This is a genomic window from Verrucomicrobiales bacterium (genome assembly GCA_016793885.1).
GTDB lineage: Bacteria > Verrucomicrobiota > Verrucomicrobiia > Limisphaerales > UBA11320 > UBA11320.
The window spans coordinates 1-13265 of sequence record JAEUHE010000270.1 but is presented as its reverse complement, the minus strand read 5'-3'; the positions used below and the strand labels follow the sequence as shown (position 1 = coordinate 13265).

The 13265-nt window shown below is 59.7% G+C and carries 9 protein-coding genes; 5 read left to right on the top strand and 4 right to left on the bottom strand.

Annotated elements, in window-relative coordinates; genetic code table 11:
• Window positions 1-204: 204 nt before the first annotated feature.
• The 3 genes from JNN07_29120 to JNN07_29110 are packed head-to-tail and all read left to right on the top strand — an operon-like array spanning window position 205 to window position 4678.
• The gene (locus tag JNN07_29120) at window positions 205-2238 is read left to right on the top strand and encodes a DUF1553 domain-containing protein (GenBank protein MBL9171827.1); all 2034 of its coding nucleotides are present in this window, start codon (window positions 205-207) and stop codon (window positions 2236-2238) included.
• On the top strand, window positions 2238-3575 hold the full coding sequence (locus JNN07_29115; protein ID MBL9171826.1) for a DUF1501 domain-containing protein: 1338 nt from the start codon (window positions 2238-2240) through the stop codon (window positions 3573-3575). The genes JNN07_29120 and JNN07_29115 overlap by 1 nt, the downstream gene beginning before the upstream one ends.
• Before the next feature lie 14 nt (window positions 3576-3589).
• Window positions 3590-4678, top strand: a complete 1089-nt coding sequence (locus tag JNN07_29110; protein ID MBL9171825.1) for a hypothetical protein — start codon at window positions 3590-3592, stop codon at window positions 4676-4678.
• A 315-nt stretch (window positions 4679-4993) separates the two neighbouring features.
• Here the strand turns inward: JNN07_29110 and JNN07_29105 are convergent, their stop codons facing one another.
• From JNN07_29105 to JNN07_29095, 3 genes are all read right to left on the bottom strand, one after another.
• Window positions 4994-5206: a hypothetical protein gene (locus JNN07_29105; GenBank protein ID MBL9171824.1), complete on the bottom strand. Its 213-nt coding sequence runs from the start codon at window positions 5204-5206 to the stop codon at window positions 4994-4996.
• Window positions 5207-5367: 161 nt separating this feature from the next.
• The gene (locus JNN07_29100) at window positions 5368-6027 is read right to left on the bottom strand and encodes an ABC transporter ATP-binding protein (GenBank protein ID MBL9171823.1); all 660 of its coding nucleotides are present in this window, start codon (window positions 6025-6027) and stop codon (window positions 5368-5370) included.
• 4 nt (window positions 6028-6031) lie between these two features.
• Window positions 6032-7183: an FtsX-like permease family protein gene (locus JNN07_29095; protein MBL9171822.1), complete on the bottom strand. Its 1152-nt coding sequence runs from the start codon at window positions 7181-7183 to the stop codon at window positions 6032-6034.
• Between the two features lie 176 nt (window positions 7184-7359).
• Here JNN07_29095 and JNN07_29090 point away from each other — a divergent pair, with 176 nt between their 5' ends.
• Window positions 7360-11304, top strand: coding sequence for a membrane dipeptidase (locus JNN07_29090; GenBank protein ID MBL9171821.1), 3945 nt, complete (start codon window positions 7360-7362; stop codon window positions 11302-11304).
• A gap of 76 nt (window positions 11305-11380) precedes the next feature.
• On the opposite strand, the gene JNN07_29085 is transcribed toward JNN07_29090, so the two are convergent.
• Window positions 11381-12271 carry a DMT family transporter gene (locus tag JNN07_29085; protein MBL9171820.1) on the bottom strand — a complete coding sequence of 297 codons (891 nt, stop codon included), beginning with the start codon at window positions 12269-12271 and terminating at the stop codon, window positions 11381-11383.
• 95 nt (window positions 12272-12366) lie between these two features.
• On the opposite strand from JNN07_29085, the gene JNN07_29080 reads away from it, so the two are divergent.
• Entirely contained in the window at window positions 12367-12555 is a 189-nt protein-coding gene (locus JNN07_29080; GenBank protein MBL9171819.1) for a hypothetical protein, read from the top strand.
• Window positions 12556-13265: the final 710 nt, after the last annotated feature.

Sequence of the window (13265 nt, the reverse complement as noted above, 5' to 3'; positions counted from 1 at the left end):
CCCTAGCCACTCGAAAATGTACGAACGGGCGCCTTCTTCCGAATTGAATGTTTCGCCAATTTCCCGTTTGATCCATCTCCAGCACGAATGCCTTACCTGGTTCCAGAGTTGAAGTCGCGGTGGATGGCCTGCTTCTCGCCTGACCGGCTGCGTTGTTGGCTGGTGGGTTTCGCTGTGGCCATGAGCTGCTCGGGACCTGGTTCCGTGGCTGCTGTTGCTGCTGGTGTTCCAGCTCCAGCTCCTGATGCCGCTGTCTCGGCCGATCGTTTCTGGACCGACCACATAGCCCCCCTCTTGGAGGAGCACTGCGCCGATTGCCATAGCGCCACTCGGAGCAAGGGTGGTTTGGATCTCAGCTCCCTGCACACGATTCTTCGAGGGGGAGAGCGGGGGGCGGCGGTCGTTCCAGGCAAGCCTCTGGACAGCAATCTCTACAAGTTTCTCCTAGCTGAGGCCGATCCGCACATGCCTCCCGGCAAGCGCAAACCTCTGAGCGCCGAGGAAGCGGACCTGATTCGGCTCTGGATCAACAAGATTCCCGTTGTCTCGGGGGCGTCGTCCTCCGCCTCCTCCGCCCCCAGCGAGGTGGGGAGTGTTTCGGGATCGGTCCGCCGGCCGGCCATCGCGTGGCGGCCACCGGCGGCGATGGATCCGGCCCAGGCGGTGGATCGTTTTTTGAAGCTTGCTTGGGAACAACACCGCATCAAGCCGGCCAAGCCGGCCTCAGACGCAACCTTCCTGCGCCGCCTGTTTTTGGACCTGGTTGGCCGCATTCCCACTCACGAGGAGGCGGCCACGTTGCTGGACAATCGGTCCTCCGATCGTCGTTCGCAATGGATTCAGCAATTGCTGAAGCACCCTGAGCATCCCCGGCATCTGCGGGAGGTCTTTGATGTAGTACTCATGGATCGCCGGGGCGCGAAGGCGGAAGACTCGCGGGAGAAGCATCTTTGGTTTCAGTTTCTGGAGTCGTCGTTTCGAGAGAACCGGCGGTGGGATGAGGTCGTGCGGCAGCTGATTGTAGCGCGTCCGGGAGACGCGGAAGACCGGGGATCTGAATGGTTTCTGTACGAACGTCGCAACAACGCGCAGGCGATGGCGGAGGCCATTGCGCCAGTGGTCTATGGTGTGCAGATCAAATGCGCCCAATGCCACGACCACATGGTGGCTCGGGAGATCAAGCAGGCTCACTATTGGGGAACGGTGGCCGCTTTCCTGAGGAGCAAGAACGTGGAAACTCCCGAAGGACCGGCCGTGGCGGAGTCGGCCATCGGAGGATTCGTCAGCTTCGCTAATCTCAAGAAGGAGTCGCAGCAGGCCCTGCTGACCTTCTTCAATCAGCGTCAGGTGGACGAGGTGCGTCCGAAGGAAGGCGAGAAGGAGGTCGATACGCCGGAGCTGTATCGGGTTCCGCCTGCCGCCGAGAAAACGAAGCCGGTGGTGGCTTCGATCCCCAAATTTTCACGCCGGGAGGCTTTCGCGCGGGCGGTGACCGAGGATAATCCCTTGTTGGCGCGGGCGATGGTGAATCGCATCTGGGCGCTGCTGTTTGGCCGAGGAATTGTGCATCCGGTGGATCTCATGGACTCGAAGCATCCGCCGACCCATCCCGAGTTGCTCGACTGGTTGAGTGAGGATTTTGCCCGTCATGGTTACGATGTCCGCCGGTTAATCGACCTTCTGTGCCGGACCAAGGCTTACCAGCTGGATTCCCGGGCGGAGGTCGTCAAGCCGTCCAAACCCAGCGCGCCCCGAACGGATAAGGCGGGAGCCGGGTTGCCGGAGGCCGATGCCTTTGCTCGATTCCAGCCCAAGCCGCTGATTGCCGAGCAACTCATCCGTTCCTTGCTGGCGGCGCAAGGTCCTTCCGGAGAGGAGGGGCAGAAGCTGGTCGGGTTGACTTCGACCCAGTTGCGTCGGAGTTTCGTGAAAGAATTTCCGGACGTGTTTGCCGCCGAGTATCAGCCGTCGCTGCAGCAGGCCATGTTCCTTTCGAACTCTCCGATTATGGAGAATCTGCTGAAGCCGGTGCCTGGTTCACTCAGCGAACGACTCGCGCGGGAGCCGGATGTCGACCGACGGATTCAGCAAGCCTTTCAGGCGGTTTTTCTCAGGGATCCCGATCCGGAAGAGTCTCGAGCTGCGTTGGAGTTTCTTCGATCACGTTCCATCGAGGCGGGCGTGCAGCAGTTGCTTTGGTCCATGTTCACGAGCGCCGAATTTCAGCTGAACCATTGATGAGCCGATCCTTCGCACATCTCCCGGATCCTTCCTGCGGCGGAGCCGATCATCGCGTGCACCGGCGCAAATTCTTGCAGGGCACCGTGAGTGCGGCTGGGGCGTTGTCGCTGATGAGTTGGGGAGGTTTGTTCTCGCTGCCGGCGTTCGCTGAGCAGGTCAAGCGCACGCAGAAGCGCTGCATCTTGCTGTGGCTGTGCGGAGCTCCCAGCCAGTTTGAAACCTGGGATCCCAAGCCGGGCCGACCGAGCGGGGGACCGTTTCGCAGCATCCCGACCAAGCTGCCTGGAGTGCACTTCGGTGAGTTGATGCCTCGGTGTGCCAGCATCGCCGACAAGCTGGCGGTTGTTCGGTCGATGAAGACCAATCAGAGCGAGCATCTTCAGGGGATTGATCTTTTGAATCGAGGGGCCGGTCCGCGCCCGCCGTTTGTGCGTCCCACGTTGGGATCGGTTCTAGCCCAGCAGTTGGGGCACCTCGACAATCCGGTGCCGAATTTCATCCTGCTCGACCCCTGTCCGGAGGGGAATGAGTTCAAGGAGTTCAAGGCGGGGAACTGGGCGGGGTGGTTGGGCGCGCAGTATGGTCCGGTGAGGGTGGGGGGTGACTATAAGATTGAGAATGTGCTGCGGCAGGCGGATCTCACCGCGGAGGATCACGAGGCGCGCAATGCGTTGCGACGTTTCTTGACCCGCAAGTTTGAGAACGAACGTCGGAGTGCCGCGGCCAGTTCGCAAAACGCAATTTTTGAGCGGGTGAAGGGGCTGATGAGCTGTGCGCATCTGTTCGACATCGACAAGCTGCCAGCGGCGGATCGGGAGAAATACGGGCCGGCAGCCTATGGGCTTCACGCCTTGCTGGCCCGGCATCTGGTGGAGAACGGTGCCCCGTTTGTGATGGTCGCCAACGGGATGCCGTGGGATAGCCATGTGTTCCACAATGAGATTTATCAGATGCTGGTGCCGGAGTTGGATCGGGTTTTGTTCCATTTGGTCAACGACCTGGAGGAGCGAGGGATGTTAGACAGTACCCTCGTGATCGCCATGGGAGAGTTCGGTCGCACTCCCTGGATCAACCATGCTCGAGGTCGGGATCATTACCCGAACGCTTGGAGCCTGATGATGACCGGTTGCGGCATTCGCCAGGGGGTGGTCGTGGGCGCCACCGACGTCGATGGCGTGGAAGTGGCGGAGAAGCCCTTCAATGAGAAGAATCTCTTTGCGACGATCTTCTCGGCGCTGGGGCTGGATCCGTATACGATCTACGATCTGCCGGAGCTGCCGACGTTCCATCGCGTGGAGGACGAGGCTGAACCCATCCGGGAGATTCTGGCCTGACCGAGGAGTGACGCATGGCTGAAACCAAAACCGACACGACTCCAGCAAAACCCGGCTTAAAGAAAGCTGGAGAAATCGCCCTGCCGTCCTCCGTTCTGGCCGTGGACCGGAGTCAGGATGGGAAGGTGGCCTACGTCGCCTGTCAGGATGGGGGGATTTACGAGGTGGACTTAGAGGGAAAGAAGCACGTGCTGGTGGGGCGGCACGAAAGTTATGCCAGTGGAGTGGCGGTTTTGAAGCCGGGGGAGATGTTAGTTTCTGGAGGCTATGATGGAACCCTGATTTGGCACGACCTGCGGCAGCGTTCTGTCATTCGGAAGGTGAAGGCCCATGAGTTTTGGTGCTGGGATCTGGCCGTATCGGGAGATGGGCGATGGGTCGCCTCCGTTACCGGGCGTTATGAAGCCGGCGGATACAAGTATGAGCCCGCTCCGGAACGGGAGCCGTCGGTGAAGCTGTTCGATGCGGCTACGGGTGAACTGAAGCATCAATGGGCGCATGTGCCCCCCACGCAGGCCGTGGCTTTTTCCCCCGATGGCCGTGTGGTGGCGGCGGCGAACTTGATGGGAGAAGTGCGCGCGTGGGAGGTGGATTCCGGCAAGCAGCTCGCTTCCTGGACGACTCCCGACTTCACCAGTTGGGGAGTGATCAAGAGCCATCATTACTTGGGAGGTGTGTTCGCCATGATGTTTCATCCCCAGGGCGATGATCTTTATCTGTGCGGGATGGGGCCTATGGCGGATCCGATGGCAGGGAACGGCGTTCAGCGTTGGCAGCGCTTCACCTGGCGCACCGGTGCGAAGGTGGATCAGACTCACGAGGGGGAGAGCGGCGCGGGGCTCATGGAGGCCATGGTTTTTCATCCATCGCACGAGTGGTTTGTGATGGCCGGGAGACTTTTTCAGGGGCAGTGGAATTTGGCGGCCTTCGAAACCGTCACGGGCAAGAGCATGCAGACCACCGACGCGAAGCATCGGATCACCGACCTGCGGTTCACCGCGGATGGCTCCCGGATGCTCGTGGGAAAGGCGCGTCAACCGGACAAACCCAAGGACGGGAAGTGGTCCGACTACGGATTGCTGGAGATCTGGTCGGTGGGGTGATGGGAACGGGGTTGTCCACGGATCACGGGGACCACACGGATGGAGGCGGGAACTACCTGGATGGGACGGCCATGAGCACGGCAGCTTTAACCGCGGATCTCTCGGATGACACGGATGGAAGGCCGATAGTCCGCTGCAAAGAGATAGACTCGACAAATTGGGCAATGCGGGAGTTGATCACGTGGCGCTCGGAGCCCCGAACCTGAAGGGCTCGCAGAATTGGCCGGGGGTGCTGGCACTCGCGAATTTGTTCAAAAATACGGAGGATCCCCTTCAACGCAGGCCTTTACAATGGGCACATCAGCAGCCAGTCCGTCAGGCGTAGGAAAAGCGGAGACATGTCTCCGCACTCCATAGAGCCACCCCGCTAACCACGCCATTGGAGAGGATGAACGCCTTATGGACCGCGGTGGCACGACACCGCTGTTCCTTCACGCCGCCCCATCCCCGCCAACGCACCCATTCACCCAGGACGCCCCTCTGCCACTCCGCCGCGTGCAGGAAAAGCGGCGACGTGTTTTCGGACAACGGAATTGTAAACCTCGTCGGATCGGTTCGCGGTCAACTCCATGGCACCTGGTTCCTCGCGTGAGGCTCCACCGCGCTGGACGCTGAAGCGAGCGATCGGTTCATCAAGAGCCTCTTCGGCTTCCGCAACTCACCACTCATCACTCATCACTCATCACTCATCACTCGTTCTCCACTTTCCCAGCCTTCAGGTTCACAATTCGGTCGGCCCCGAGGTTCTCCACCGATCCATGGGTCACCACGATCAGGGTTCCGCCACACTGGTGAAACGTTTTGAGGTGACGAAAGACTTCGCGGGCATTGTCCGGATCGAGGTTCCCGGTAGGCTCGTCCGCCAGAATTACCTTTGGCTGATGCAGCAGCGCGCGGGCGATCGCGGCGCGTTGACGTTCCCCGGTGCTGAGCTTGCCTGGGATGTGGTGTGCCCGTGCGCTCAACCCAAGTTCCCCAATCAGTTGGTCTGCTCGCGATTGCTGTGTGGTGGAGGCTGATCCCCAGTCGGACAGCAATACGTTTTCCCGCACGGTCAGATAGGGCACGAGATGGAACATTTGGAAAACGAATCCGATGGCGCGGGCGCGGAACGAGGCGCGGGCGCGGGCCGACAGTTCGTACAGGTTGGAATTTTGGATCGTGACCTGCCCGGAGGTGGGCCGGAGCATGGCTCCGATGGTCAGCAGGAGCGTGGTCTTTCCGCAGCCGCTGGGGCCGCGGATGACGACAAATTCCCCCGCGTTCACTTGGAGGCTGACGGCGTCCAGGCTTCGAACCTCGCCTTGGGGCGTGCGATAAAGTTTGCTGACGTTGTCGAGTCGGACCATGGGTTTATTCCTCGGTGAGGGTGACGGCGGGATCCTGGGTGATGGCGAGCACCATGGGGATGATGCTCGCGACGATCGCCAGCGCTGGAGCGGCGAGTAGGGCCTGCCAAAACAGCGCTGGTTCGATGCGAAGCGAGGCCGCGGTGACCTTGAACATCGTCGGTCCAACGGTATGCGCCATGACGGATCCCAGGGCATAGCCGGTCAGGGCTCCCACACCGCCGAGCACCGCCGAGCGGAGGCCGAACAGCATGAGGATGGAGCCCGATCCATGCCCCAAGGCACGCAAGATTCCGATCTCGGTTCGCCGTTCACGCACATTCAGAATGGCCAGCACGCAGACCCAGAGCGCGCTGGCGATCAGCACCAACGGGGTGATGAAGGCCAGATACTTTTCCATCAACTGGCGTTGTTTGGCCCGGGCATCGGCGATGGTGCGTAGTTGAATGACTTTGGCCTCCGGCAGGGCTTTCTCCAGCTCCTGGCGAAGGATTTTGAGCGGATCCTGATCCGCAGTGAGGCAGAGACAGTCGATCGCCTTGATCTCGTTGATTTGACCCTCGGCTTTCAACAGCGTTTGAACCTCGCGGAGAGGGGCGAAGACCCGGACATCATCGTCGGTGCCGCTTTCAGCCAGGGCTTGTTCCACTTTGAACTCTCGGCGGTCGAGCCGAAGTGAACCGCCTTTCTTGAGTCCGAGGCGTTGGGCGACTTCGAATCCCAGGAAGACGCTGTTGGAGGGGATGGAATATCCCATGGGCTGCTTTGCCTGGCCCGGGGCGGTGATGGTGGGAGCGAGGCCGGTCAGAATCACCTCCTTGCCTTCGAGATTGAATCGCTGTTGGAGCGACGCAACCAGGTGGTTGTAAGAGAAGAAGACGTTAGTGTAGGAGGCTAATCGGCGAAGCGTGGTTTCCGGCATGGTCTTATCGGAGTAACCCGCTGACCAGAACTGGTCCATGTCGGTTTCGCGCGGGATGATGCGCAGGTTGAAGCCGATGTCGCGTGTGACCCGGACCGTCTCTCGGCGCGAGCCCTCGGAAAGAGTGAGGTAGGCCACAAAGAGAGCCACCGTGGCCGCGATAGCCAGGACGCTCAGCAGGAAATTCAGCTTTCGATGCAGGATCTCTTTAAGCACCAGGCGCAGGACGAACATGCTTCGATCACAACGGGTCAGGAGGACTTTGGGAATAGAAAAGTGCAGGGGAGTGTGAACTGGGTGGTGATTTGAAGCAGGCGCTATTCGTCGATGGACGAATTGTGAGTTTCGTGTGGGCTGGGCTAAGAGGGGATTACGCAACGACACACAGCGGCTGCGTGAGGATCATAACTATGAAATCGATTAGCAAAATACAGGGCCTGGTCACGGCCTTGGTTTGTGCCCTCCTCTCCTTCTCGGCGCAGGGTGCATGCCTGGAGCTGACCTGTCCGCGGGACATTGTGATCACCGTCTCCTCGGCGAGCTCCCGCCCGGTGTCCTACCAACCCCGGGCGATCAATACCTGCGATCGAACACCCGTCGAGGTGCAGTGCACCCCACCTTCTGGATCGCTTTTTCCCATCGGAGAAACCGTGGTGCAATGTTCGGCCTCTTTCGGTCGGGAAACGGTGCGCTGTCAGTTTAAGGTGGTGGTTCGCGATCTAACACCGCCGGTAATCACCACCCCCAACTCGATGGAAGTTCCCTGCACGGGATATGAGCTTCTCCACGGTGGCAGCGGGGCGCTGGTGCCCTTCGTGGTGAAGGCGACCGACAACAGCGGGCTGACTCCGACCGTGATTTGCACACCGGCAAGCGGGTCGTGGATGACAGTCGGAACGAATGTTGTCAAATGCGTCGCAACGGACAAATCGGGTAACTCAGCCACCAATCAGTTTTCCATCGTGGTGGTGCCCGGGCCTCACTGTAAGGTTCGACTTCCTCCGAGTGAGTCCTCTCCGGACAACTGGAGCTTTGAGCTGGGTTTGGAAAGTTGGACACCGAGCGGAGGAGCGTTTGAGTTCCAGCCGGTGACTGGGGGGAGCATACGCCTCCACCGGGTTGAGCAGTTGAAGAAGCAAATGGAAAAGCAGATTGGCGGGGACTATTGGAGAAATCTCAGCTATCGGGTGGGAGCCAAGGGGCAGCACTGGATTGGCACCTCGGAGAACTTCTCCATCCCTCCAGGGCCGCTCTTTGAAGCGGAAGACTCCAACGACGCACTCAAGGGCACGCTCACTTCCAAAGCGTTTTTCATTTCGAATCGATTCATCCATTTCCTGGTTGGAGGAGGCCAAGACAGCGAACGGCTGCGGGTCGAATTGCTGGTGGAATCGGCCCCGTCGGCCAATGGTGCTGAGAGGTTTGGAAATGTTTGGTATGCGCCGGAGCAGTTCGTCACGGGGCACGGTAAGGAACTGATGCGTCGGGTGTCTTGGAACGCCGATGTTCCTACGCATCAGCTTCTCGGGAAGCGCGCCCGGATCCGGATTGTTGATCAATCCGAGACCGGGCATCTGAACGTGGATGATTTTCAATTCAATGATCGGGCGTTGCTCGCCCAGACCGTGACTGTCGGCGGTCAGGAACGGCCGGCGGTGGTGCTGCTGGAAGGTCATTACTATGATTGGGATTCCCCGGTCTGGGGGATGGCGGATCTTCACACGCATCCGATGAGTCACCTCGGGTTCGCGGAAAAGATCATGTTTGGGGCTCCCGACGGCGGTGCCCTCACTCCGAACGATATCGGCAAAGCCCTGGGTGACTGCAATTGCGCCCACGGAGGTTGGGATCCCTTCAACAATCCCTGTGGCGATTATCTGAGACAGGCGGTGATGATGGCCATGGACGACAAGGGCAATGATCCGCATCGCGAGGGATGGTCCAGCGACCGCATCAATGGCAACGAGTACGCGCGGTTTCGTCATTGGCCGGTGTTTAGCACCATCACGCATCAGCAGATGTGGCACGAGTGGATCCGTCGGGCTTACGATGGAGGCCTACGCGTCATGGTGGCGCTCTGCGTCAACAACCCGCTGCTGGGAGCCGCAAGCAAGGGCGAGGGCCCGATCGATGACATGAATGTGGCGACCAACCAAATCAAGGCCATCAAATCGTTTGTCGCTCGGCATGATGATTTCCTGGAGATTGCCCTGGATCCATTTGAGCTGCGGGACATTGTTCGACGGAACAAGCTCGCCATCATTCTCGGATCCGAGCTCGATGACATCGGGAACTTGGCTTTGCACCGTCGGGTGGTGGACGAGGAGAACCCGACCGCCGCGGACAAGGAGAAGGTCCGCGTGGCCTTGACGCAATTGCACAGCATGGGCTTGCGCTACATCTTTCCCGTGCACCTGATGGACAACAAGTGGGGTGGGACACCGGTATCCAACCCGATGTTGAACATTGCCAACAAGTTTTTGAATGGTCGCGCCTTGGCTGTTGAGCCGGCGACCCCCGCTGACCGCATTGATTACTGGTTGCCTCCGCGGATGGATCTTCTGGAGGAGATGGACAAGCACAAGGTGGAGATTGGGGTGGGAGCTCTTTTGCTGCCGGCGGTCGCTGGGTTATTGCCTGCGATCGCGGAGGCTTGGGGCGGCCTTCCGCCTGGGGCGGGCGCAGGATTGTTACCACTCGCGATGGTGGGCGCCGCGGGGTTAACGAGCGAGCTGCCTGAAAATCTCAAGGCGGTTCCCCCCGACCTTTGGCCCGTGGGGAACAACTATCCGACGTACCCTGACAAAAGTCCTGGCAAGGCTCCCTTCGGGCATCGGAACGCCCGTGGATTGACCAAGCTGGGCCGCTACGCGATTCAGCAGATGATGTCGATGGGTGTCATGATCGATGTGGATCACATGTCCCAGCACACCATCAACTCGGTCTTCGCCATGGCCGAGGCCAATCCGGTCGGCTATCCCGTCAATTCAGGGCACAACAGTCTCCGCTACCAGGCTAAGGAGGGCGCCAACGAGAACCATCGGACCAGTGCGCAGATGAAGCGTATCCGGAAGTTGGGAGGCCTCTTTGGGGTAGGCTATGAGAATGCCGACCTGTATACCGCCGCACGTGCCTCGACGCGCACCTACACGTCGTCGGAAGTTGATAATGACTGTGCGGGCACTTCCAAGACGGTGAGCCAGTTGTATCTCCAGGCCTTGGAGGAGATGGAGGGAAGCCATGTCGCCATGGGGACCGATATCAATGGGCTCATCGCCGGACCCGGACCCCGTTTTGGTCCTAACTCAGCATTTGCACGCAAGAGTCCATGGGATCTTCGCGACCTTATTCGCGGCCAGCGGAACGGCGTTCGCTATACACCCGAGCATGGTCGTCCGATTGCCGGTCCCGCCTTTCTCGGACATGGGGTTGACCCGGACCAGGAGTTTGGGTGGGGTAGTCCGGAGGCGCTTGATTCCAATCAGAATCTGAAGCCCGGATACACCTACAGCAAGGATCAGCGTGACTTCTTTGCGGCCCTCAAAACGTTCTTTTATTTCAAGGGCAAGGTGGAGCAGGGGCTGCCGCAAATCTTGGTTGAGCTCGAGTTGGTCAAGGTGCGGGATGCACTCAGCGATGGTTACAACCGTGACCGCGTGTATCACTACGCTCTGGGACTGATCAAAGGAATCAAGGGATGGACGCTGCACAATAACGGGAATGGCGGGTTCGACGAACGCGCCACCCGGGAGTGGCTGGGCCGCCGCGTCTTTCAGAAGGAAGTTCTTAAAAGCACGACGACCGACCCGCGGGATGATCTTTATTCCCTGCGCCTTTCGAGTCTGCGCGGGGTCTGGAATGATTATCACCACATCTTTGGAAAGAATGTGCCGCTGACGCGATGCAAGACGGTGGTGGACGGGAAAGAGTTCAAGGATTGGGACATCAACTTCGAAGGGGTGGCCCACTATGGATTGCTGCCCGACCTGTTTCAGGACATGACCAACGTGGGGATGGAATACTATGACCTGAGCCCGTTGTTTCAGTCGGCCGAGGACTTCGCGGGGATGTGGGTTCGGACTTTGGAGGCTTCCGATGCCTTCAATCGACCCCGGCTTCAGATTGACCAAGTCTATCTTTTTGGGAATCCGTTGGCCGGGGTGACGTGGTATGGACTCGAAGAGGACCGCTTGGAGGAGTCCAGCAGCCTGTCGGAGTCGCCCGCCTGGAAGCCTTCCGTTTCGCATGCCGAATGGAAAGAGGGGTGGCGGCGGGCGCTGGTGTCCTTGTCGGAAGGAGTGGAGCGGAAGTTCTATCGTGTGGTGCGGCCGGCACCCACGGGTTCACGCCCATGAAAAAAGGATCCTGCCGGGGTCGCGACGGCCGGCCTCGGCGGGATCGAGCCCTTGATGCGCGGCACATGTGGGCTGGTCATCCTGGCCGTTGCCCCGCGTAGGTCGTCATGAAGACCGCGCTGATGATGAGCAGACCTCCGGCGACCCTTAGTCCCATCCTTTTGGTTCCGGTGGTCGCCCGCTCATGATTCCCCACGTGGTGGCCGATCCACCAGACGAACGCGATGCTCCAGAGTCCGCGCGTGGCATAGACCACGTTGACGCCGGCGGCGTCGTGCCACAGGGAGATGGTGGCGGTGATGAGGATGGCCTGGAGGGCGGACATCGCGATGCCGATCAACACCCATTTCCAGGCAACCCGCGAGATGCGCAGACTTTGGGTTCCAAAGAACGGGAGTGCTGAGCCAGAGAGCAATCCCAGAAGTACAAATTGGAAGGGGAGGAAGTTGAAGGTGCCGAACCGGTCTCCCCAGCTCTGAATCATCACATCCGTGCAGGCAAAGGCCGCTGAGCAGCCCAGCGCCAGGAAGGTTGTTATTCCCGGTCGGCCGCTTTTATTGAGATCGGTGAGCCCCATGAGCACGACGCCGGCCGTGGCCAGGGCCGCGGACACCCACTGTTCGGCTCTCAACTCGATGCCGAAGATGAGCCAACCCAACACTGCCACAAAAATCACTTTGGCTCCCAGCAGGGGAGTGGCCAGGGAGACGTCGCCAACCCTCAAGGAGACTACATGCAACAAGTGGCCGGTCACATAGGCGAGCGCCGTGAGAGCCGGCAGATACCAGTGAGCCCAATCCATGGGTTTGGATTCCAGTGCGAAAAGCGGGAGAAAGAGGACGGCCAGGATGAGGTTATTGACCACGAGCGTGTGAACTACCCCGGCTCCTTCCGCATAGGCTCGCTTGTACGCGATGGACCCTACCGCGAAAACAATCGCCGCGAGCAGGGCCAGCAGTAAATACATGGGAGGCAGTCTCGCTGGGGAGGTGGGCGTTGTCTCGGAAAAACGGCGGGTCGCTTGGCTTGACTTAACGGTTGACCTCGGGCGAGCTTAGGACCATGAAGGTCAGCTTGAACTGGAAGCGCGTCCTCGAAGTCGTGGAAGCGGTGAAAGGGGAGATGTTGTCCTCCTTAACTCTTAGTCTTCTGCTTCTGACCTTCCGAATTGAGGACGGTGTTCTCCGCTTGTTCGATGGGAACGTGACTTTCAGCTATTCCAAAATGGCCTTAGCACGTCCAGAGCAGTGACTCCGTGCCTTCCTGACATTCTAGCGGGAAAAATCCTTTAATTTCCGTGGTTTGGTGAGAAGCCCGCATGTCAAAGAACACGCAGCTGGGGATCCCCCTCCGGGGGTGCGGAAAAGCTGTAGACGGCTACAGCAGTCCAAGACTGCTTCGCGACGATTTTGGCTCATCTGGAGTGCGGCAGCCCTCTGCCGCTTTGGTCCCCCCCCAGCGCAGCTGGGGATCCCCCTCCGGGGGTGCAGAAAAGCTGTAGAGGGCTACAGCAGTCCAAGACGCTTCGCGATGATTTTGGCCCATTTGGAGTGCGGCAGCCCTCTGCCGCTTTGGTCCCCCCAGCGCAGCTGGGGATCCCCCTCCGGGGGGTGCAGAAAAGCTGTAGAGGGCTACAGCAGTCCAAGACGCTTCGCGACGATTTTGGCTCATTTGGAGTGCGGCAGCCCTCTGCCGCTTTGGTCCCCCCCAGCGCAGCTGGGGATCCCCCTCCGGGGGGTGCGGAAAAGCTGTAGAGGGCTACAGCAGTCCAAGACTGCTTCGCGATGATGTTGGCCCATTTTGGAGTGCGGCAGCCCTCTCTAAGCATTACCCACAAGTTCGGAGGGCTTTTGGTCCCTATCCCAAAGGGATTGCGCCTCAAAGCCCAGGGTTGCGAGGAACGAGCTACCCTGGGAAAAGCCCATAGAATTCACAACCCCATGGTGGGTTGCGGTCCCTTT